The following is a 21,132-nucleotide window of genomic DNA, read 5'->3' as shown; positions in this document are numbered from 1 at the left end:
TTCTTTATCCCAGCTTCACGTTGTCGATGCCCACGATCTTGTCATAGCACCAGTAGAGTAACAGAACGACCGCCAGCAGGATCGTCCCGAGCGCAGCAGCCAATCCCCAGTTCAACGAGGATGAAATGTGGTACGCAATCCGGTTCGAGATGAAGACACCCTTGGTCCCGCCAACGATTTCCGGCGTGATGTAGTAGCCGATGGCCAGGATGAACACGAGGATCGACCCCGCTCCGATGCCGGGAATGGATTGCGGGAAGTAGATACGCCAGAAGGTCGTCCAGTTCGTCGCGCCCATAGATTTCGCGGCGCGGGTGTAGGATGGCGGAATGGTCTGCATGACCGAATACATCGGAAGGATCATGAACGGCAGCAGGATATGCGTCATCGCAATGATCGTGCCGAATTGGTTATTGATGATCACCAACCGAGCGTCATCGGCCACTAACCCAAGCCACACTAAAGTTTCGTTGATAACACCTTGCTGCTGCAACATAACCTTCCAAGCCGAAGTTCGCACCAGCAGTGACGTCCAGAATGGTAGTAATACTAGGATCATAAGCAGGTTCGACACGCGCATCGGCAGCGTCGCCAGCAAATACGACACAGGATAGGCCAGCAGGATACAGGATGCCGTGATTATCAGCGACATCATCAAAGTGCGCCCAAACAGCTTGATCAGAATTTGCTTGTCTTCAGGCTGCGCCTGCGCGCCTTCGGGCGTGCGGCGCATGTCGATGGCGTTCAGGAAATATCCGTTGGTGATCGGAACAGCGTGGGTCTTGATGGTACGCCAGGTTTCGATATCCCCCCAACCGTCGTGAATGTCGATCAGCTTGTCTTTGAACGGGCCATCGGTTTCCGGGTCCAGTTTTTTAATCTGACGACCCGAGCGACGGAACATCGAGGACATACCCGTCTGCTCATAGTTCAGGCGCGAACCAAGCCGGGTGTGTGTCTTCTCGTCAATGGCAACGACCATATCTTTGGTGAACGCGGCGTAAAGTGCTTCATCCGGTAGTTCGCCGCTTTCCGCATCCCAGTTTTTCAACTCGACCACGGTCAATGGCAGGGTCTCGGCCACAATGCCGTTTTCAACCGATCGGAACAGCATCGAAACGATCGGGATCACGAAAGAGAGCAGAACGAACAATAGCAGCGGTGCAATCAGGGCCAGCGCCCGCAACTTGCGGCGGCGCAATGATCGCGCCAGAGATTTCTTCAGCGGCGTACCATCTGCAGCCAGCATCGGACCGGATTGAGTTGCGTCAGTCATCTGCGTCCCTTGGTCTTTTTTGGTGGGTCGGGGCCAATTGCGGCCCCGACCGATGACTTAAAACAGGCTTATTGAGCCAACCATGCCTGGAATTTAGCGTCGATGTCGTCGCGGTAGTCTGCCCAGAACTCGTAGTTATACAGGAACGTGTTCTTGGCGTTTTCCGGGTCAGTCGGCATATGCGGCGCCATGTCGATACCCAGGTCGGCGTGCTGACCAACCAGCGGAGCCGACGAGGCACGGGCCGGACCATACGAGATGTACTTGGCCTGATCCGCCAGACGCTGCGTGTCGGTCGCAAACATGATGTAGTCCAGCGCACGCTGCGTGCGTTCTTCACTCAGACCTGCCGGAATGATCCAGCCGTCCAGATCGAACACCTGCGCGTCCCAAAGCATGGCGACGGGCTGTTTCTGCTCTTCGATCACGCTGAACAGACGACCGTTATAGGTCGAACCCATGATGACCTCACCATCGGCCAGAAGCTGCGGTGTGTCAGCACCGGCAGACCACCAGACGACGCTGTCTTTGATCGTGTCCAGCTTGGCCAGCGCCTGATCTTGGCCTTCAGCCGTCGCCAGAACATCATAGACATCGTCTTTGGCAACGCCGTCACAGATCAATGCCCATTCCATGTTGTTGATCGGACGCTTTTCCAAAGAACGCTTGCCTGGATAAGCTTCCAGATCGAACACGGCGCATACATCGGTCGGCGGTGTGTCGCCCACCAGATCGGTGCGATAGCCAAATGTGGTCGAATACACGATCTGCGGGATAAAGCAGTCACTGACCAGCAGATCACCGAAGTCATCCGCCGCCGAAGTCCCGTCGGGCGCCGCGGCCAGATGCACGTCGGGGTCGATCTCCATCGCCAGACCTTCGTCGCACAGACGGATCGCGTCCGCAGCCACAACGTCGACCACATCCCAGGTAATGTTGCCCGCTTCATTCATGGCGCGCAGCTTGGCAACTGCTTCGGCGGAGCTGTCATCGTTCAGGATGGTGACGCCCGTTTTTTCCGAGTAGGGCTCGTGATACGCCTTGAGCTGCGATTTGGAATAGGCGCCGCCCCAGGACACGATGGTCATCTCTTCGGCCATCGCGCCACCAGCAACGGCAGCAATCGCACTTGCCATCAGAGTGGTTTTAACTTTCATGATTAACTCCCTGTTATTCCCGTTGATTTTGCATTTCAGAACCGGATCACGGGGCAATCCGGCTGTTCTTTTCCCCGATGGTGCGGGGTCTTCATGCCTTAGGCGTCCAACGCCCGGCAGTCATGAGCCAGCCAGCCAATCTCGACTTCCTGGCCGGGTGACAGGCGAACCGCATCCGGTGCGTTCCGGGTTTTGATGATAAAGTCATCATTCCCCGCAACTGACAGGCGGAAGCGGAACACGTCACCCATATAGATGAATTCCTTCACAGTGGCCTTCAACGTATGCGCATCCGCGTGCAAACGGTCCTTATTGAATTCCACCCGCTCGGGTCGGATCGAGACCTTGGTCCGCTCGCCCGCAGCGCTGACATTCACCGGCTTGGCGTCAATCTCTGATCCGTCATCCAGCGTCACGACGCAAGAGTCGCCGTCAATCGATTTAACAACACCCTCCAATGTGTTGTTTTCACCAATGAATTGCGCCACAAAACTGTTTTCGGGTTCTTCATACAGAAGATCAGGTGGGGCAAGCTGCTGAATGCGCCCGTCATCAAACACGGCGACACGATCTGACATCGTCAACGCTTCGGTCTGGTCGTGGGTCACGTAAACCGTGGTAATACCCAGCTCATGCGCCAGACGCGTGATTTCGAATTGCATATGCTCGCGCAGCTGCTTGTCAAGCGCGCCCAGCGGTTCATCCATCAAAACCAACTCGGGCTCGAACACCAACGCGCGCGCCAAGGCGATCCGCTGCTGCTGACCACCGGACAATTGCGCAGGGCGGCGGCTGCCAAAGGCCCCCATCTGCACCATATCCAGCGCCCGTTTGACTTTCTCTTCGCGCTCAGCCTTGCCGAATTTGCGAACTTCCAGCGGGAAGGACAGGTTCTCGGCCACAGTCATGTGCGGAAACAGTGCGTAGTTCTGGAACACCATCCCAATGCCCCGCTTATGCGGCGGGATATTGTTGATAGGACGCCCGTCCAACATGATTTCGCCATGTGTGGCCGTCTCGAACCCGGCGAGCATCATCAGACACGTGGTCTTGCCCGAGCCCGACGGGCCAAGCATCGTCAGAAACTCACCTTTTGGAAGTGAAAGGTTCAGATCCTTTACGACAAGGATCTCGCCGTCATAAGATTTCTGGACACGTTGAAACTCGACGAACGCTGCGTCATTTGACATTACCAACTTGGCTCCCCTGTCTGTCCTTGCTTGCCCGGTTTATCCGGATCTCAAAGACCTTTCGCGAACCATTTAAGGACAAGCAGGACAGGTCGCGCAACCAAAATATGTCAGCAGTATGTCAATGACGCCGCCAGCCGCCTGAAATTCAGGCTGAATTCAGGTGCCGCATATGCCACGCAAGGCTTTGATTGCTGGACAGAACAGGTTTTCCCAGCCGATTTTCGATCTCAGGTATCGCATCGAAAGTTCTTAGATTCGTGCAGCTTAGGAACACAGCCTCAACTGCCGAATCAGCTCCCAACCGCACGGCGGCCTCGACCACGGACTCGCGTGAGATTCGGACGACCTTGCTTTCCTCGGCTTCTCCGAACGAGCCGAAAACACCCATCTCAATCCCGTTTTCAGCAAAGGCGTTGCGTAACGGTTCGTTCACTTCTTCGATATACGGGGACAACAGCGCAAACTTGGACACCCCCCTGTCCGCAGCGCAAGCAGACGCTGCGCGCAGCGGATTCGTAACCCTCGCTGCAACACAAGTTTTCTGCACCATTCGCTCAACGGCAGCCGAGCCAATCACGGAACTGGCCGAGGTGCACCCATAGCCAACCACTTTGTAGGGCCGCGCCTTCGGCAACAGATCCGCCGCTGCGGGCAATGCGGCCTCCATTTGCGACAGGGTGTCGGTTGTCACCTCGTGACCGCTGGGAATTCTGGACACGTAAATCGGCGCGCGACGGTCCGAGAAATAGGCGTTGAACTCGGGTTCGATCGTTTCATCCGTTTGCAGAACGATCAGACCCATCGGTGTGACCTGTGGATCGTCTGGTTCCAGTTCGTAAGGTAAGTAACTCATATCACAGGCAACTCCGGCCCAACGCGTGGACTGAGGAAGCGCGGCGCACCGTCATTGATGACGATGTTTTCCTCATGCACTAGGATTTTGCCGCCAACCGCAATGCCCGGTTCAAGCGTCAGTACCATGCCGGGTTCAAGCACCGTGTGATCAGACGGGATCAATGACGGCCATTCGGTCAGCGACATCCCCAGCCCGTGCCCCAGCCTTCCGGCCCCGGTATCGGCGTTGTGGCGGGACAGAACGTCATTCATAGCATGAAACAGGTCCGACGCAGTGGCCCCCGGGCGCGCGATTTGAAATGCGTTGTCCGAGGCGTCGATTAGCGCCACATAGGCCCTGCGCACCGCGTCCGTGGGCGCGCCGACCGCCCAGTTGCGGTCGTAGTCACAGAAATACCCATCCCACACCAAACCGGTATCCAGCATGAGAACATCGCCATTACTCATCTCGCTTTCCGGAGCGGGTGAAATGACGTCGGTATAGCCACCCTGCTCGGCTCCGCCCGCAAGGTAAGGCACCCAGTCCGCGCCTTCCTCAAGACACAGCATCTGAAACTGCCGAAAGACCTGATTAATCGAGACCCCACGCCCGGCAATCTCGGGCACACGCTGAAATGCGCGCCCGGCTATGGCACAGGCGGTTTCGATCTTGGATAACTCGGCGTCGGATTTGACCATGCGCAGTGTGCGCAGTATCCCCGCATCGCCCGAGAGTCTCCGCGACCCCAATAGCGTCTGAAGCCGCAGCAAGTCTGCCATAGGCATCCGGACATGAGTTTCATGCCCGTCCGGCACGCCGATTGCAGCATCAGCCGGAGTAACCTCACTCAAAGTCTCGGCCAACAGGCTGACCCCGTCATCCGACAGGTCCGGCGCGCTCCAGCTACGGATATCTTCGACCCAGGTTTGGCCCATCAAAGCAGCCCCGATCGAGGGGATGACCGCGATAGGTTTCCCGCTGGCCGGGACGATCAGAAACCAGGGCCGCGTGGGGCTTTCCCAGAACCGGGTCAAGTAGCCGGTGAAATAACGAATCTCGGGCTCAGTGGTCAGCAGCAAGGCAGACAGGCCCGCTTCTGCCATCCTGTCTTGCGCGCGCGTCAGCCGCGCTTGAAACTCGGCGGTGTCAAACCCCCTCATTCCGCGACCTCGGACAGGAAACAGAGGACCCGTGCGTCGGGACCGATACCCAGTTCGGCGCGAACGTCCGGGTTCATGACGGCGGCCACGCCTGCCCCGCCAGATGCCGTTGTGGCCACACCGGCCTCCGACATCGCGGGCAGGTGTTGCGCGACCTCATCATCCGTCAAAGTCAGGAACACATCGGCGTCCCGCGCCAATCCGTTCAAAGCAATCAGCGAAGGCTCTTTGCAATCCAATCGCCCCATGATGCTGTCCGGGCCGTCGGCAAAGACGCAGGCTCCGGCCTCGATACTCGCTTGCAGGGCGGGCGCGGCGTGGGGTTCGACGACGATAATCCGGGGCGCATCGCCCCAGACATTCCGGGCATAGGCGGCGACCGCCCCCGCCAAACCACCAACACCGGCCTGCAGCATGATATGCGTCGGCACCTCGGGGCATTGACGCACGGCCTCGGCCGCCATTTGAAGATAGCCTTCCATCAGAGTGTGGGGCAGTTCAAAATACCCCTCCCACGAGCTGTCGGACAGCAAAGTCCAGCCGTTATCCTGCGCGGCCTGACTAGCAGCTTGCATACTGGCGGCATAGTCCACGCCGTGTCGCACGACCGTAGCGTTTTGCGCCCTCAGGCGGTCAGCAAAGCCTTCGGGCACGGTCTCGGCGATATAGACGACCGCATCCGCGCCGAATATCCGCGCCCCGGCGGCGACGCTCATCCCGTGGTTTCCGGCGCTGGCGGTGACATAGGTCCGCCCGCTAAGCGTTGTTTCGGCAGGCAAATCCGACACATCCGCAGCATGTCGTGCAATCACATAGGCCGCGCCAAGGGCCTTGAACGACCCAAGATTCATGCGTCCGCGCTCGTCCTTGATCCACAGATTCGCCACATCGGCCAGCCCCTTGGCATCGACCAAAGCGGTTTCCCCCGCCGCCGGACACTGCGCCAGAAGATCCGCTACACGAGCAGCATTTATAGAAGGGTACGGAGCAGAGCCGGCGAGTTTCTGCCCGCCGCGATGGGGATTGAGGGTGATCTTCACTGGGGTGTCTTTCCTGAGTTGCCCATTGACGTGACTGCATTCGTCCCGTTCTGTCAACGGAAACTCCATCGCGACAGGAGCGCCTCATGCCCCATGCCAATCCGGCCTTCACCCGCGCCGAATACGATCGCAGGCTTGCCAAGACACGTACGGCCATGGCTGACGCCGGATTGGACGCGCTGTTCATACAGGACCCGTCAAACATTACGTGGCTGACCGGGTATGAGGGCTGGTCCTTTTACGTGCATCAGGGCGTCGTCGTCCTACACGATACTGATCCAATCTGGTGGGGCCGCAATCAGGACGCAAACGGCGCGCGGCGCACGGTCTGGATGAGCGATGACTGCATTCACGGCTATGCAGATAACTATGTTCAATCGACCGAGCGGCACCCGATGCAAGACCTTTCCCGCCTGATCTTGGAATGCGGCCTTGAACGCGCCCGCATCGGGGTTGAGTTGGACAATTACTATTACTCGGCCAAGGCGCATCTGACTTTGGCCGCAGAATTGCCTCAGGCCACGTTGGTCGATAGCAACGCTTTGGTGAACTGGCAGCGTTCCGTGAAATCCGGTGAAGAGATCGCCCAGATGCGCAAAGCTGCGCGGATTTCGGAACATGTGATTGATGGGGTGATAGAACGGATCGAACCCGGCTTGCGCAAGAACGAACTGGTGGCGCAGATTTACCACGATGCGATCTCGGGCGTGGGTGAGGATTGGGGCGATTATGCCGCCATAGTGCCCCTGCTGCCTTCGGGGTCTGATGCCGCCGCCCCGCATCTGACATGGGACGGCGCGCCATTCAAAACCGGGGAATGCACCTTCTTCGAACTCTCGGGCTGCTATCGCCGCTATCACGCACCTTTCTGCCGGTCAGTCTTTCTGGGCCAGCCCCCAGACCACCTGCAACGGGCCGAAGCCGCGCTGGTGGAGGGACTTGAGGCAGGTTTGAATGCCGCCCGTGCGGGCAATAAGGCCCGCGACATCGCCCTTGCGCTGGCCGCTCCGCTGGAACGCGCCGGAATCGAGCGCGGTGCGCGCTGCGGCTATCCGGTGGGCATCAGCTATCCGCCCGATTGGGGGGAACGCACCATATCGTTGCGCGCGGAAGACGAAACCGTGCTGGAACCCGGAATGACGTTCCACTTTATGCCCGGCCTTTGGATGAACGACTGGGGGCTTGAGATCACCGAGACCATCCTGATCAACGAAACCGGACCCGCCGAATGTCTCTGCAACCGTCCAAGAAAGCTGTTCGTGAAACCATGACCCTTCAAAGAACCAAAGACATTCTAGCCGATCTGATCGCGTTTGAGACGGTCTCGGTCGACAGCAATCTTGAGATTATCCGCTATCTGACCGACCGGCTTGAAGCCCTGGGAGCACGCTGTATCGAAACGCGCGATGCGACGGGCAAGAAGGCCAACGTCTTTGCAACACTCGGGCCTGACATACCCGGAGGTATCCTGCTGTCCGGTCATACAGATGTCGTGCCCGCGGCCGATCAGGACTGGACCTCAGACCCGTTCGAGATGATTGAACGAGATGGGCGCCTGTATGGGCGGGGTACCTGCGATATGAAGGGGTTCATCGCGGCATCGCTCGCCTTTGCCGAAGCTTTGGACGTCGAAAAACTGACCCAACCGCTGCATTTCGCCTTTACCTACGACGAGGAAACCGGTTGTCTGGGCGCGCAGAATCTGGTCAATGACCTGTCCCAACGCGGCATCGTGCCCGACATTGCCATCATCGGCGAACCGACCGAAATGCGGGTGATCGAAGGCCATAAGGGTTGCTTTGAATACACCACGCGCTTTACCGGGCTGGAAGGTCACAGCTCGGCCCCGGATGACGGCGTGAATGCCGCTGAATACGCCGCGCGTTATGTGGGCAAGTTGCTTGAACTGCGCCATATTTTGAAATCGCGCGCACCGGCGGGCAGCGCGTTTGAACCCCCATGGACCACGATAAATGTCGGGTTCTTCAATAGCGGCGTCGCGCATAATGTGATCGCCAGCAAGGCCGAGATCGGCTGGGAAATGCGCCCGGTTCAGGCCAGCGACGCCGATCTCGTTAACCAGACGCTCAGCGACTACATTAACTACACGCTGCTACCCGAAATGCAGGCCGTTCACCCCGAAGCCAGCATCACGCAGGACGTCGTCGCGGAAGTTCAAGGGTTGGAGCCGATGGAGGACAACGCTGCCCGCAAATTGGTGGCCGAACTGACCGGCGCCAATGGCACCGGCACCGTCGCCTTCGCGACCGAGGCCGGGCTGTTCCAGCAGCTAGGCGTTCACGCTATCGTCTGTGGCCCGGGCTCGATCTCGCAGGCGCACAAGGCCGACGAATATGTCGAGATCGAGCAGTTGGACCTGTGTTGCCGGATGCTCGACCGATTGGGTCGCCGCCTGACCGCCTAGCCCGTGCCGTGCGTCCGATCATAGGCGGATCGCGGCGGCTGAACATGGGCCGCGCGGGCATCTTCGCCGGGGTCATAGACCTCCATCACCAGCGGATAACAGGCGGCCACGTCCGAGGAATGCTCGGACGAGCAATCGCCGCCGGGGCAGGCCGACAGGCCCACGATCAGGTCAATCTCGGCGTAGAATTCCAGATAGTCGCCGGGGCGCACCGGGCTGGCCTTCATGAAATACTGCCCTGTGTCGCGTGTAAAACCGGTACACATGAAAACATTCAGCACGTCATGCACATGCATCTCGGCCTCGTGCAGCGGCAGGTCGCAATAACCGGCCAAGGCGCGGGTCAGGTTCGAATGGCAGCAATAGTGATAGTCGTCCCCCGACAGCAACCGTCCCGTATAAGGATCACAGCGCGTCCCGATCACATCATGGACCGAGCCTCCGTAGGCATCGAACCCATACCAGTCCAGCGTGTCTCCGACGATGGTCGCCATCGGGCGCATGTTGGGAAAGCTAGACCACATACGGTCGCCGGTGGACAAATGCGTACCGTGCAAAGCGCGGGTTTTACCCGAATAAAACCGCTCGGTCAGGTCATGTTTGTTCCACATGTTCAGATCGCCCACCTGTGGGCCATCCACCGAAAGCACGCGCAGAAAGGCCCCTGCGGGCACCTCGACACAAGCTGCATCGCGCGGGGCCGCCGTCGCTTCGGCCGTTTTCTTCGCCCCTTGTCGAATGGCGTTCAGCCCTGCGACGTCGGGTTGCGGCAAACTATCCGGCGGGTAGCAGATGACCGGAGGCAGGCTCTGACGGACGACCGCATCTACCGGTGCTGTGAAATTCGGTGCCTTCAGTTTCATGCCTGCTCTCCTTGTGTTTCCACAGGTTTAGCGCATCATCAACAGCTGCGCTATCTGCACTTATGTTATGATTGCTGTCGAAGTAGGACGGAGAGTTTGGCGAGGCCGCAAACAACCTTAGGCAACCTGAGTGTTACCCCCCACCATCGGTTCATCATTCAGATACTTGGGTCTGATTCAGACAGATCGATGTCGCATCTGAGGATACCCAACCGCACCAAAATAGTGAATTCTGGAAAAAAAGGTCCGATTCATGCGATATTCCGGCTTTCGAGTCATCAAAGAGGCACTGACCGGCCATAAGGGCTGGAAACCGGTCTGGCGCGAGCCTGACCCAAAACCTCATTACGACGTCATCATCATTGGCGGCGGCGGCCACGGTCTTGCAACGGCGCACTACCTGTCCAAGGTCTACGGCCAGCGCAATGTGGCAGTGGTCGAGAAAGGCTGGATCGGGGGCGGCAATGTGGGGCGCAACACGACGATCGTGCGCTCGAACTACATGCTGGACGGGAATGAGCCCTTCTACGAATTCTCGCTGAAACTGTGGGAGGGGCTGGAACAAGACGTCAACTATAACGCCATGATGAGCCAGCGCGGTATCATCAACCTGTTCCACACGGACGGTCAGCGCGACGCCTATACGCGGCGCGGCAATGCGATGATCCTGAACGGTGCTGATGCGGAACTGCTGGACTCCGACCAGGTACGGGCCGAACATCCCTATTTGAATTTCGACGACGCCCGGTTTCCCATCAAAGGCGGTCTCGTCCAGCGCCGCGCGGGCACGGCCCGCCATGACGCGGTGGCTTGGGGTTATGCGCGGTCGGCGGATTTGCACGGGGTCGACATAATCCAGAATTGCGAGGTCACGGGCCTGCGGATTGAAAATGGCACCTGCTTGGGCGTCGAAACCTCAAAAGGCTTTATCGGAGCCAGCAAAGTGGGCTGTGCGGTCGCTGGAAACTCGAGCCGCGTGATGGGCATGGCCGGGATGCGGCTGCCCATTGAAAGCCATGTGTTGCAGGCGTTTGTGTCCGAGGGGCTGAAGCCCGTTCTGCCCAGCGTCATCACCTTTGGGGCGGGACATTTCTATGTCAGCCAATCCGACAAGGGCGGGTTGGTTTTTGGCGGCGATATCGACGGCTACAACACCTATGCGCAACGCGGCAACTTGCCCGTGGTCGAGGATGTGTGCGAGGGCGGCATGGCCCTGATGCCCATGATCGGCCGGGCGCGTTTGCTGCGGATGTGGGGCGGCGTGATGGACATGTCGATGGATGGCTCACCCATCATCGACCGCACTCCGGTTCAAGGGCTCTATTTCAACGGCGGCTGGTGCTACGGCGGGTTCAAGGCCACGCCCGCCTCGGGCTATTGCTTTGCGCATTTGCTGGCAAAAGACGAACCGCACCCCGTTGCCACCGCCTATCGCCTGGACCGGTTCCTCACTGGCCGGATGATCGACGAAAAAGGCGCGGGCAACCAGCCCAACCTGCACTAGAGGGGACCTAGGGATATGATCATCAACCACCCTCTGCTTGGGCCCCGGGATGCCTCAGAATTCACCTATCTAGGCGATGCATCCCTGATCGACCGGCCCGACGGAATGGCCGAGAATGCCGCCGACGCGTTCTATGACTATTCTTATCTGCGCGACAACCCCGCCGGAGAGCACCGCGAGCTTTGGTATCACGAAGCCGGGGACCGGTCTTGGCTAGTTGTCACCCGCAACACTCTGACCCACGAGATCTCCAAGGTTGAACTGGCCCGCGATGTGGCCCGCGCGCGGGGACGTTCGAAATGACACAAGCGAACCGATTGACCGGCGGGCAGATCGACCGCAATAAGACCCTGAACTTCTACTTTGACGGGCGCAGCTATACCGCGCACCCCGGAGATACTCTGGCCTCAGCGCTGCTGGCCAACAATGTGCGACTGATCGGGCGATCGTTCAAATACCACCGCCCACGCGGGCTGCTGACGGCGGGATCCGAGGAACCCAACGGCATGGTGGAACTGCGCGCAGGCGCCCGCAAGGAACCCAACACCCGCGCCACGACGATCGAGATGTTCGACGGGTTGATCGCAAACTCGCAAAACCGTTGGCCAAGTCTTCGGTTCGATGCGCTTGCGGTGAATGACTTGTTTTCCAACTTCCTGTCGGCGGGGTTCTACTACAAAACCTTCATGTGGCCCGCCGCGTTTTGGGAGAAGCTGTACGAGCCGATCATCCGCCGCGCTGCTGGCCTCGGGTCGCTGTCGATGCAGGCCGACCCAGATGAATACGATAAAGGGTTCCGTCACTGCGACCTGCTGATCATCGGTGCCGGGTCTGCGGGCCTAATGGCAGCGTTGACCGCCGGGCGCGCAGGCGCAGATGTCATACTGGCGGATGAGGATTTCACGCTGGGCGGACGCCTGAACAGCGAGACCTTCTCGGTCGGCGACCACAGCGCCCCTGACTGGGCGGCACAAACCGTGGCCGAGCTGTCCGCCATGCCGAACGTCCGGCTGATGCCGCGCACCACGGTGATCGGAGCGTTTGACCATGGAATCTATGGGGCGGTCGAGCGGACGGGTGATCATCTGCCCTCGCTGCCTGCTGGCAAACCGCGCCAGATCCTGTGGCGCATCTATACCCAAAAGGCCCTGCTGTGTGCCGGAGCAACCGAGCGTCCCATTGCATTTGAAAACAATGACCGCCCCGGCATCATGACCGCCAGCGCGCTGCGGACTTATGCCAACCGATATGCGGTGACAGCTTCGCCGCGGGTTGCTATCTTTACCAACAATGATGACGGCCACCGCACGGCCTCGGATCTTCACGCCAAAGGCGTCAAGATCGCCGCCGTAGTCGATGTGCGCGAAGATGCCCCCCTCAGCTATGACTATGAGGTGCTGAAAGGCGCGCAGGTGGTGAACACCAAAGGCCGTCTGGGCCTGAGCTTTGTCGAGGTCGCCTTGCCCGATGGTTCGACCCGGACACTGGATTGTGGCGCGCTGGGCGTGTCGGGCGGCTGGAACCCGAATGTCCACCTGACCTGCCACCAACGCGGAAGCCCTGTTTGGAACGAAGCCCTTGCTGCTTTCGTTCCGGGAGAAAACCTACCGGTTGGCATGTCCGTCGCGGGTTCTGCCAATGGCGTCATGTCAACCCATGGCGCACTGCGCTCGGGAGCCGAAGCGGCCGCCACCGCGCTGGACCTGACCACCCTGCCCGACCTGCCAGAAGCCGAGGACGCGCCCATTGCGCTAAAGCCGTTCTGGTATGTGCAGGGCTGCAAACGCGCATGGGTCGATCAGCAGAACGACGTGACGGTCAAGGATGTGAAGCTCAGCTATCAGGAAGGCTTCCGCTCGGTCGAGCATCTGAAACGCTATACCACGCTGGGAATGGCAACCGATCAGGGCAAGACTTCGAACATCACGGGCCTTGCGATCATGGCCGAGGTTGCGGGCAAGTCGATCCCCGAAACCGGCACAACCATTTTCCGCCCGCCCTATACCCCGGTGCCCATCGGTGCCTTCGCGGGCCGAATGACGGGCAAGGACTTCCACCCGACCCGCCTGACCCCATCGCACCATTGGGCCAAGGAGCGCGGGGCGGTGTTTGTCGAGGCTGGGAACTGGCTGCGTGCGCAGTGGTTTCCCCTGCCTGGTGAGACGCATTGGCGCGACTCCGTCGACCGTGAGGTGCGCCAAACCCGCGCCTCGGTCGGGGTGTGCGATTGCACCACGCTGGGCAAGATCGACGTGCAGGGCACGGATGCTGCCGAGTTCCTCAACCGCGTCTACGCCAACGGCTTTGCCAAGCTTGCAGTGGGCAAAACGCGCTATGGGCTGATGCTGCGCGAGGATGGCATGGTCATGGATGACGGCACCGCCGCACGGCTGGCCGAGGATCATTTCGTTGTCACCACCACCACTGCGAATGCTGTAAATGTTTATCGCCACATGGAATTCGTGCGCCAGTGCTTGTTCCCGGACATGGATGTGCAGCTGATTTCGACCACCGATGGTTGGGCGCAATACGCGGTGGCAGGGCCAAATTCCCGCAAGCTTCTGCAAAAGATCGTGGACCCGGAATTCGATATTTCGAACGAGGCGTTCCCCTTCATGGCTTGCGGCGAGATCACCGTCTGCGGTGGGCTACGGGCGCGGCTATTCCGTATCTCGTTCTCGGGCGAATTGGCGTTCGAGATCGCCGTCCCGTCGCGCTATGGCGACGCGCTGATGCGACGGTTGATGAGTGAGGGTGAAGAATTCGACGTCACACCGTATGGCACCGAGGCGCTGAGCGTGATGCGCATCGAAAAGGGCCACCCGGTCGGCAATGAGTTGAACGGCACCACTACGGCGCTGAACCTTGGGTTGGGCAAAATGGTGTCAAAGAAGAAGGACAGCATTGGATCGGTCCTGTCCGAGCGTGAAGCGTTGACCGCACCGGATGTACTGAAACTTGTCGGGCTAAAACCGGTCAACCCCGAGGAAAAGATCACCGCCGGGGGCCATTTGATGAATATAGATGGCCCGGTCGATGCGACACATGATCAGGGCTATGTGACCTCGGCGGCCTATTCGCCCAATCTGAACAGTCATATCGGGCTGGGCCTGCTGAAACGCGGCGACGCGCGGATGGGCGAGAAGATGCGCCTTGTGTCACCCCTGACCGAATTGAATGTCGAAGTCGAAATTGTCTCGGCTCATTTCGTTGACCCCGAAGGAGAACGACTGCGTGCATGATCTTGTTGCAATAACCGCCCTCGGCGGGGCCGCGCCACGCGTGGATACGGTCGGTTCGGTCACATGTTCTGAAGTCTCAGATGTGGCGTTGGCCTCAGTCACTGCCCGGTTGGGGCACGAGGCCGCGACGCAAGATGCAGTTGCGCGGCTTATCGGAACCGCAACGCCGACCGTGCAGCGTTTCGCCGGAGACCCTGTGACCGCCTTCTGGTCCGGCCCGGACCAATGGATGATCGAAGCCCCCTTCTCCACCCACGAAGACCTTGCCGCCTACGTCAAGACCGCCGTCGGAATCGTCGCTTCTGTCACTGAGCAGACGGATGCCTGGGCGCGGTTCGACTTGCAGGGCGACGGGATCAACGCGGTTCTGGAATTGCTATGCCAACTGGACCTACGTCAGTTTCAGTCCGGTCACGTCGCGCGGGGCGCAGTTCATCACATCGGGTGTTTCATCCTGTGCCGCAGCGCCGACCATGTCAGCCTTTATGGTCCCAGATCATCGGCCGGATCGCTGCACCATGCGGTTCTGGCGGCCATGCGTTCGGCCCATTAAGACAATCAGATCGAAGGCAACGGCGCGTTGTCCTCGACCCGGAACCGGTTGATCCGGCGACGGTCCTCTGCAGGGCTTAGCCCAAAGGCCGCTTTGTAATGCGATACCAACGGTGTGACCGAGCTGTACCCGACCGCAGCGGCAATCTGTGCAATCGGGTCTTTCGTATACATAACCATCTGGCGCGCGGCTTTCATGCGCATAGACCGATAGTAGTGGCTTGGGCTTTGACCCGTCGCCTGTTTGAAAGCTCGCTCGATCTGGCGGGGCGTGACCCTCATCTGCCCGGCAACTTCTGCAATCGAGATCGGTTCGCTCAGATGGCCGGCAAATAGCTCAACGCTACGCGCAACCAACGGGGGCAGTTGATCACCTGAACCAGATGCAGTTGTGTCCGGTACTTTTTGACGCACCCCTGCGCCTCGCATCATCGGGTGCTGAAACCAGCAGGCGACCTCATGCGCGATCTCGCTGCCAAGACGGTCTGAAATCAAGTGCAACGCCAGATCAAATCCAGCGGCCGCGCCCGCGGCGGTCCAGCGCGTATCGGTGCGCACAATCACTTCACTGCGCGCGTCTATGTCGGGAAACTCAGCCTCGAACGCCGCTTCATAACACCAATGAACCGAGACCGGCTGATCCACCATCGCGCCCGAGCGAACAAGGGGGAATACGCCTCCGCTAATGCCGCCGAGGACAGTGCCGTGCCGACCAAATCCACGTAACGCGCCGTTTCCAGTGCGCGGATCGGCAAACCCGGATGTCGGACTGCTGAGCAGAAACAGGATGTCGATATCCTTGCACCCTGTCAGGGCTAGCGCGGCTTCAAACCCCACACCCGCACTGGATTGAACCTTTTGCCCACGCTCGGACACAAGCACCCATCCAAAGGCTTGCTTCCCGGCGATTTCATTGGCCGCCCGAAGCGGTTCGATGACGGAGGTCAGGCAGGCCATCGGAAAGCCGTCAAACAGCAGAAATCCGATCGTGATCCTGTTTTCCTCATGCATCCGGGGATCCTAGCAGAAATGCAGCCCTAAGAGCGAATTCCAAACATGCTGCCCATCCGTTCCCGACGACGCTGCATGGACTTGCGAAATGCCCAGTCGCTGAACAAGGCCAGCGGAAACAAGACACGTTCGCCCAAACCATCAATCACCACCAATTTGCCGCCGCGTTCTTCGGCCCGCACTATGTTTTCGTGGCTCATATCGCCGACGATGATCCGCCCCCGTTCCAGGTCGTCTAGCAACTCCATGAACTCTTCCCCAAGGCGTTTGCGTCCAGCGGGATCCTCTTTGAGCGACATCCATTCCTTGTACACTGTCGGCGCCAGATCTCCATCTGGTCCCGTCATTTTCTCGACAACAAGCGCCGGCCCCAATGACGTCGGTGCATAGCCCATGAAATGGGCCAGACGTTCAATCTCGGGGCAACAGCGATGCAGCGCGGCCAAATATTCGTTGGCTTCGCGGTTCCATTGGCGCAGGTTGCCATAGCGCCATTCCGCATAGCGCGGAATCCAATGATCACGTACAGGAACATCCGCGCGGACTTTCAACAAGGCATCCTGCCGATCGGGGTGCTGAAAGATCAGGTAATTCCGGCTTTTGCGCAATGGGGTGTGGTCAGTCAGGTCAATCATTTGGATCCGATACCTAAAGGGGGCGCGCCATGGCCGACGGCCGCATAAACTGGCACCTTGCGTCAGGGTCATAAATCCTTCGACCTGCGGTTACAAATGTGTTTTTACCGTCGACCGGACAGAGACGGAGATTCAGCGCAACGCAATCTCGAACCTGCCATAACCGCCGTCAGACTATGGCCCGACCGGCGGGCTCGGCAGCAGGACAAATGCCACGGTGCCATCCGTTTCGACTAAAGATTTATGCGTCCAGCCCAGCGGATCAAATGGCGGGTTGGCATCCGTACATTCGTCTGGTGTCGTGTCGCACGATACAACCTCTGCCCCAGTCAGATATTCCAACCGCAGACGCAATCCGCGATCAAACTGAATGAACGCCTCGCGCGCGCCTTCCAATCCGTAGTAACTACCATAAAGCTGCACACGGTTCATCCCGTCTGGGATCTCATCCGCCAAAGTCCGCGTTGTTTTTTGCCAAAGAGGAAAGGTGCCGTAGGTGATGCGTCCGAATTGGATTGTTGCGATCAACAGAACACACATGATCACAATGCGCGCGACGCTAGCCAACCGGGTGGATGTGTTCGTAAGAATAAACACCGACATTGTCAGGGTGTAACCGAACAAAATCCAGTTCCAACCAAGTGCCCGAAACGGAACCTTAAGACCTGATGTCAGCGTTTTGGCGAACAAAGGGCCACAACCGGCGAGAACCGCGACCAGTACAATCGTTGCCACATAACGCTGACGCCGAAGCAGGTAAAGCCACGAAACCGCGAAGAGCGATATCAAAAACACCCCGTTGGACAAAGACCCGCTGCCGACGCGATGCAAGTTTTCGTACAGGTGCAGTTTAAGCTTTTGATAGTTCAATGCCAGATCGCTTATCGACTTGACCTCGGTTGGGTCGCGCCATTCGGCCACCGGAATGTCGAACACTCCGTGATGCAGGAAATTCAACGAGTAGACCATACCGAAGGCCAATGCGAGGCTCGCAAAAAAAACCACCAGTGTTACGCCCGCACTGACATAGGTTTGCGGCGCCTTTCGGGACAGCAAAACAAGGCTCAACATCATGAACGGGTATGTGGTGTAGGCCATAAACGACAGCGGCACCGCCACGATCAGCAACAGAACTGACGCCCGATGGGACAGAAAAACTACGGCCAGTGAAAACAACGCTAGTACCCAGATACCGGGCAGCAAAGTGTTGAACCAGAACGATATCAGAAAAGCCGGCCGCGACAACGCGACGAACAATGCCATGACGCACAGGAACCACGCAGGCATGGAGCGCCCAAGGACTATGATCGCGGCGCATGCAGAAAAGATCGACCAACCCAGAAGGTACAATGCAAAATTGACCGGTGCAGGCCAGAGGAACGGTCGAAACTGCCACCAGAAATTTAGCCAGCGCCCCTCATCCAGCGCTTTGCTATAAGCCATGTCGAAATGGCCCAGCAAGGCGGGAAAGTCGTCATGACGGACAAATGGATCGCTCAGAAATGGCCCATAGGTCGCCATCAGAGTTCCGAGGCAAAGCAGCGTCAGCCAGAAAACCAGCGTTATATCCGAACGCGCGGTCATCAGTTGCTCCGATGAGACCGTGCGACAATTGAAGCGCGGGCTTGCGCGATTGCGGTGACCGTACGCAATGGCAGTCGCCGGACAATCATCTTTCGCAAGTTCCAACCGATGGTTCCAACCTCACGCAGCGCTCCGGGTGCAACCTTTGTTGCCAAAACCTCTGGCGGTAAGGACGCTGCTGCAGCCGCATTGGCGTAAAGCACACTGTTGTAGCGGTACCAGGGCTCGATTGCCCCGTCGGAAAACAGTTTTGGGCGCAGGCAATCGTAGGCCGTGTACCCCTGCGTTTCGAACAGCCCTTGCCAGAACGATAAAGGTTGCTCGTTGATATGGAACTCTCCGCCCTGCCCCGGGACCGCCGCCGAGAACAACACAAGGTCGCTATGGGCTGTCAGGCTTTGCACAAGACTGGACGAGGCCTCATGCGGCAGATGCTCACCGACTTCTAAAGATTGGGCCAGACCAAAACGCCGCCCAAGATCGACGGGCTGAGTTAGGTCCTTTCCAAAAAAAGCATCCGGTGAAATGGCCAGACGCTCACGATCAACATAGTCTCCGTCTACACCGGCGATATCCGGGCATCCCGCCGCGGACCATTCCGACAGCCAGACACCTCGGCCACAGCCGAAATCGACAACACTGTCTGGCTTGACCCATGTCTGAAGACAACGGATCAGCCGGACAGCGGATTCGCGGGCTCCGCGGTCGATATAATCAAAGAACTCGTTCGAATAGATGTGAGACATAGCTACTCTTTCAAAGTGACTTTTCTTCGCGGTAGACCCAAAGCCGCAGGATCACAAAATTTATGACAGGCAGGACGATGACTACTAGTCCGGCGGTGACCGGTTGAGACAGTCCAAACCGAGGCCCCAAAACACCTGTAATGGTTGATGAAACGACAAGTCCGATGCCGATCATGCACAAGAACCGACCAAACTGAGCCGGCGCCATGACGGGCTTGCCGAAGGTCCAGACAGACTGACCTATATACTGGATCAAGATCGCGGTTCCAAAAGCCAGCGCATTGGCAATCCAAGGTGAGCCGACAAGCCGCAACAGCCCCAGATAGGTCAGGAAATAGTAGACAGCCACGCCTGTACCAACGACCGCAAAGCGGAATATGCGACGTGTATCGGTCATGCCTGCTTTGATACGTCCTTAACCGAGACATCCGTGGATTGCCCGACATGTTCATCGACAAAATACAACGGGCGGCCCTTGGCCTCGACATAAAGGCGACCAAGATACTCGCCGATGATGCCGAGCGTCAGCAGTTGAATGCCCGAGAAGAAGCTGATCACCAGAACGGTCGAGGCCCAACCAGCCACAGTGCTATAAAGGATTAGGGACCAGAACACATAAACGGCCATCAAGGCCGCAATGATCAGGGTCAGAAACGCAAGGCGCGTGGCGATTTGCAGGGGCTTAATCGAAAAACTGGACAGAGCGTCAAAGGCCAGCCTAATCATTTTTGACATCGGATATTTAGTCTCACCGGCCACGCGGGGGTCGCGGATGTATTCAATGCCAATCTGGCGAAACCCGACCCAGGCAAACATGCCGCGAATGAACCGAGATCGCTCGGGCATGTTCAAAACCGCATCCAGCGCGCGGCGACTGACCAGCCGGAAATCGCCCGTATCATTCGGGATCGGAACATCGGACAGGCGATTCAGTAAGCGGTAAAACCCGTGCGCGGTCATCTTCTTGAACCAGCTTTCGCCCTTGCGCTCACTACGCCGACCATAGACCACATCATACCCACGATCCATCATCGCCATCATATCCGACAGCAATTCCGGCGGATCCTGCAAGTCCGCGTCCAGCATGAAAATCCGCTCGCCTTTGGCTGCCATCAGACCTGCGGTCAGTGCTACCTGATGTCCGCGATTGGTCGACAACTTCAAGCCGCGCACACATGAATGTCGATCCGCCTGTGCGCAAATACCGTCCCAGGTCTTGTCCGTTGAGCCGTCATCAACCAGCACGATCTCAACCTCCGAGGCCCAGGCCCTGGTCGCAGCGATCAGACGATCCACCAACATGGGAAGAGAGTCCTCTTCGTTCATGCAAGGGACGACGACAGACAATAACATCTAACCTCCGCAGGCAAATTGCCCTACTCGTTTTATGCACATCCCAACCCCGCCATGCGAGGCCGGTCAACTCCTAGTTTTCGGATCCTTACCCTTGATATCTCAAGCCGAAACGACCGCTAATCCAAACACGCCAGATTTCAGCCTGTAGTTACCGATCTGTCACATTGCCGTTTCGGACTACACAACGATGTCCCGATGCCCGACTGATATGGCAGCATTGCGCCCAACTTGCGACAAAAGCGGTTATTTATCTGAAGCGGTCAAACTATGCGACGTTCAGACAACAAACCAGCAAGCACGCGACCAAAGGTCCAAGGAGAAATTCGCCTCGGGCTAAGACAGTCTGGGGGTATATCTGAGGTTCGAGAATTGAGGGATTGTGGCGGAGAGACAGGGATTCGAACCCTGGAGACGGTTTCCCGCCTACACACTTTCCAGGCGTGCGCCTTCGACCACTCGGCCACCTCTCCGTGCGGGCGATATTTGGACTATCGCTTGGGGATTTGCAAGGCCCGATTAGAGCGTTTTTTTCGCTTTGCGGAAAGGGTCGCGA

At 58.4% G+C, this 21,132-nt stretch carries 19 protein-coding genes and 1 tRNA gene; 6 read left to right on the top strand and 14 right to left on the bottom strand.

Going from position 1 to position 21,132, the window contains the following annotated elements:
- Nucleotides 1–4 precede the first annotated feature (4 nt).
- From AC2FJ6_RS19130 to AC2FJ6_RS19105, 6 genes are all read right to left on the bottom strand, one after another.
- Nucleotides 5–1,276, bottom strand: coding sequence for an ABC transporter permease (locus tag AC2FJ6_RS19130; RefSeq protein ID WP_170769568.1), 1,272 nt, complete (start codon nucleotides 1,274–1,276; stop codon nucleotides 5–7).
- A gap of 68 nt (nucleotides 1,277–1,344) precedes the next feature.
- The gene (locus tag AC2FJ6_RS19125; protein ID WP_170769567.1) at nucleotides 1,345–2,433 is read right to left on the bottom strand and encodes an extracellular solute-binding protein; all 1,089 of its coding nucleotides are present in this window, start codon (nucleotides 2,431–2,433) and stop codon (nucleotides 1,345–1,347) included.
- Nucleotides 2,434–2,531: 98 nt separating this feature from the next.
- Nucleotides 2,532–3,623 carry an ABC transporter ATP-binding protein gene (locus AC2FJ6_RS19120; protein WP_496669706.1) on the bottom strand — a complete coding sequence of 364 codons (1,092 nt, stop codon included), beginning with the start codon at nucleotides 3,621–3,623 and terminating at the stop codon, nucleotides 2,532–2,534.
- Between the two features lie 148 nt (nucleotides 3,624–3,771).
- Nucleotides 3,772–4,479, bottom strand: a complete 708-nt coding sequence (locus tag AC2FJ6_RS19115; RefSeq protein WP_170769565.1) for a maleate cis-trans isomerase family protein — start codon at nucleotides 4,477–4,479, stop codon at nucleotides 3,772–3,774.
- Nucleotides 4,476–5,621 carry a M24 family metallopeptidase gene (locus tag AC2FJ6_RS19110; protein WP_496669704.1) on the bottom strand — a complete coding sequence of 382 codons (1,146 nt, stop codon included), beginning with the start codon at nucleotides 5,619–5,621 and terminating at the stop codon, nucleotides 4,476–4,478. Before AC2FJ6_RS19110 ends, AC2FJ6_RS19115 begins: the two co-directional genes overlap by 4 nt.
- Complete coding sequence (locus AC2FJ6_RS19105) at nucleotides 5,618–6,661, bottom strand: pyridoxal-phosphate dependent enzyme (protein WP_496669702.1); 1,044 nt, start codon at nucleotides 6,659–6,661, stop codon at nucleotides 5,618–5,620. The genes AC2FJ6_RS19110 and AC2FJ6_RS19105 overlap by 4 nt, the downstream gene beginning before the upstream one ends.
- An 86-nt stretch (nucleotides 6,662–6,747) precedes the next feature.
- Between AC2FJ6_RS19105 and AC2FJ6_RS19100 the strand changes: the two genes are divergently transcribed.
- Together AC2FJ6_RS19100 and argE are read left to right on the top strand one after the other, a co-directional pair.
- Nucleotides 6,748–7,932, top strand: coding sequence for a M24 family metallopeptidase (locus AC2FJ6_RS19100; protein ID WP_496669700.1), 1,185 nt, complete (start codon nucleotides 6,748–6,750; stop codon nucleotides 7,930–7,932).
- Nucleotides 7,890–9,086, top strand: a complete 1,197-nt coding sequence (gene argE / locus AC2FJ6_RS19095) for an acetylornithine deacetylase (protein WP_496669698.1) — start codon at nucleotides 7,890–7,892, stop codon at nucleotides 9,084–9,086. The genes AC2FJ6_RS19100 and argE overlap by 43 nt, the downstream gene beginning before the upstream one ends.
- On the opposite strand, the gene AC2FJ6_RS19090 is transcribed toward argE, so the two are convergent.
- Entirely contained in the window at nucleotides 9,083–9,949 is an 867-nt protein-coding gene (locus AC2FJ6_RS19090; RefSeq protein ID WP_170769561.1) for an urea carboxylase-associated family protein, read from the bottom strand. The two genes, argE and AC2FJ6_RS19090, sit on opposite strands and share 4 nt — an antisense overlap.
- 253 nt (nucleotides 9,950–10,202) lie before the next feature.
- Here AC2FJ6_RS19090 and AC2FJ6_RS19085 point away from each other — a divergent pair, with 253 nt between their 5' ends.
- From AC2FJ6_RS19085 to AC2FJ6_RS19070, 4 genes are read left to right on the top strand one after another with little or no spacing between them, the layout of a single operon-like run.
- Nucleotides 10,203–11,453, top strand: coding sequence for a sarcosine oxidase subunit beta family protein (locus AC2FJ6_RS19085; RefSeq protein ID WP_170769560.1), 1,251 nt, complete (start codon nucleotides 10,203–10,205; stop codon nucleotides 11,451–11,453).
- Nucleotides 11,454–11,468: 15 nt separating this feature from the next.
- Nucleotides 11,469–11,756: a sarcosine oxidase subunit delta gene (locus AC2FJ6_RS19080; RefSeq protein ID WP_170769559.1), complete on the top strand. Its 288-nt coding sequence runs from the start codon at nucleotides 11,469–11,471 to the stop codon at nucleotides 11,754–11,756.
- Entirely contained in the window at nucleotides 11,753–14,695 is a 2,943-nt protein-coding gene (locus AC2FJ6_RS19075) for a sarcosine oxidase subunit alpha family protein (RefSeq protein WP_170769558.1), read from the top strand. The genes AC2FJ6_RS19080 and AC2FJ6_RS19075 overlap by 4 nt, the downstream gene beginning before the upstream one ends.
- Nucleotides 14,688–15,248, top strand: coding sequence for a sarcosine oxidase subunit gamma (locus AC2FJ6_RS19070; protein ID WP_170769557.1), 561 nt, complete (start codon nucleotides 14,688–14,690; stop codon nucleotides 15,246–15,248). The genes AC2FJ6_RS19075 and AC2FJ6_RS19070 overlap by 8 nt, the downstream gene beginning before the upstream one ends.
- Nucleotides 15,249–15,253: 5 nt before the next feature.
- Here AC2FJ6_RS19070 and AC2FJ6_RS19065 read toward each other — a convergent pair whose 3' ends face one another.
- The 7 genes from AC2FJ6_RS19065 to AC2FJ6_RS19035 form a co-directional block, all read right to left on the bottom strand.
- Nucleotides 15,254–16,258, bottom strand: a complete 1,005-nt coding sequence (locus AC2FJ6_RS19065; RefSeq protein ID WP_496669696.1) for a GlxA family transcriptional regulator — start codon at nucleotides 16,256–16,258, stop codon at nucleotides 15,254–15,256.
- Nucleotides 16,259–16,284: 26 nt separating this feature from the next.
- Nucleotides 16,285–16,893: a YrbL family protein gene (locus AC2FJ6_RS19060; protein WP_170769555.1), complete on the bottom strand. Its 609-nt coding sequence runs from the start codon at nucleotides 16,891–16,893 to the stop codon at nucleotides 16,285–16,287.
- 174 nt (nucleotides 16,894–17,067) lie between these two features.
- Nucleotides 17,068–18,477 (bottom strand): hypothetical protein, encoded by a 1,410-nt coding sequence (locus tag AC2FJ6_RS19055; RefSeq protein WP_496669694.1) that lies wholly within the window; start codon nucleotides 18,475–18,477, stop codon nucleotides 17,068–17,070.
- Entirely contained in the window at nucleotides 18,477–19,223 is a 747-nt protein-coding gene (locus tag AC2FJ6_RS19050; protein ID WP_170788578.1) for a methyltransferase domain-containing protein, read from the bottom strand. Before AC2FJ6_RS19050 ends, AC2FJ6_RS19055 begins: the two co-directional genes overlap by 1 nt.
- Before the next feature lie 10 nt (nucleotides 19,224–19,233).
- Nucleotides 19,234–19,620, bottom strand: coding sequence for a GtrA family protein (locus AC2FJ6_RS19045; protein ID WP_170769552.1), 387 nt, complete (start codon nucleotides 19,618–19,620; stop codon nucleotides 19,234–19,236).
- The gene (locus AC2FJ6_RS19040; protein WP_170769551.1) at nucleotides 19,617–20,576 is read right to left on the bottom strand and encodes a glycosyltransferase family 2 protein; all 960 of its coding nucleotides are present in this window, start codon (nucleotides 20,574–20,576) and stop codon (nucleotides 19,617–19,619) included. The genes AC2FJ6_RS19045 and AC2FJ6_RS19040 overlap by 4 nt, the downstream gene beginning before the upstream one ends.
- Before the next feature lie 383 nt (nucleotides 20,577–20,959).
- A tRNA-Ser gene (locus AC2FJ6_RS19035) sits at nucleotides 20,960–21,049 on the bottom strand.
- Nucleotides 21,050–21,132: the final 83 nt, after the last annotated feature.

This window comes from Ruegeria sp. CDSA089 (assembly GCF_059612205.1).
This window is presented reverse-complemented; position numbering and strand designations above follow the sequence as displayed.

Coding starts and splice junctions, on each gene's coding strand:
- AC2FJ6_RS19050 (WP_170788578.1), bottom strand. CDS start 19,223: ATGTCTCACATCTATTCGAACGAGTTCTTTGATTATATCGACCGCGGA.
- AC2FJ6_RS19120 (WP_496669706.1), bottom strand. CDS start 3,623: ATGTCAAATGACGCAGCGTTCGTCGAGTTTCAACGTGTCCAGAAATCT.
- argE (WP_496669698.1), top strand. CDS start 7,890: ATGTCTCTGCAACCGTCCAAGAAAGCTGTTCGTGAAACCATGACCCTT.
- AC2FJ6_RS19045 (WP_170769552.1), bottom strand. CDS start 19,620: ATGACCGATACACGTCGCATATTCCGCTTTGCGGTCGTTGGTACAGGC.
- AC2FJ6_RS19110 (WP_496669704.1), bottom strand. CDS start 5,621: ATGAGGGGGTTTGACACCGCCGAGTTTCAAGCGCGGCTGACGCGCGCG.
- AC2FJ6_RS19075 (WP_170769558.1), top strand. CDS start 11,753: ATGACACAAGCGAACCGATTGACCGGCGGGCAGATCGACCGCAATAAG.
- AC2FJ6_RS19055 (WP_496669694.1), bottom strand. CDS start 18,477: ATGACCGCGCGTTCGGATATAACGCTGGTTTTCTGGCTGACGCTGCTT.
- AC2FJ6_RS19085 (WP_170769560.1), top strand. CDS start 10,203: ATGCGATATTCCGGCTTTCGAGTCATCAAAGAGGCACTGACCGGCCAT.
- AC2FJ6_RS19130 (WP_170769568.1), bottom strand. CDS start 1,276: ATGACTGACGCAACTCAATCCGGTCCGATGCTGGCTGCAGATGGTACG.
- AC2FJ6_RS19090 (WP_170769561.1), bottom strand. CDS start 9,949: ATGAAACTGAAGGCACCGAATTTCACAGCACCGGTAGATGCGGTCGTC.
- AC2FJ6_RS19115 (WP_170769565.1), bottom strand. CDS start 4,479: ATGAGTTACTTACCTTACGAACTGGAACCAGACGATCCACAGGTCACA.
- AC2FJ6_RS19060 (WP_170769555.1), bottom strand. CDS start 16,893: ATGATTGACCTGACTGACCACACCCCATTGCGCAAAAGCCGGAATTAC.
- AC2FJ6_RS19040 (WP_170769551.1), bottom strand. CDS start 20,576: ATGTTATTGTCTGTCGTCGTCCCTTGCATGAACGAAGAGGACTCTCTT.
- AC2FJ6_RS19100 (WP_496669700.1), top strand. CDS start 6,748: ATGCCCCATGCCAATCCGGCCTTCACCCGCGCCGAATACGATCGCAGG.
- AC2FJ6_RS19125 (WP_170769567.1), bottom strand. CDS start 2,433: ATGAAAGTTAAAACCACTCTGATGGCAAGTGCGATTGCTGCCGTTGCT.
- AC2FJ6_RS19065 (WP_496669696.1), bottom strand. CDS start 16,258: ATGCATGAGGAAAACAGGATCACGATCGGATTTCTGCTGTTTGACGGC.
- AC2FJ6_RS19080 (WP_170769559.1), top strand. CDS start 11,469: ATGATCATCAACCACCCTCTGCTTGGGCCCCGGGATGCCTCAGAATTC.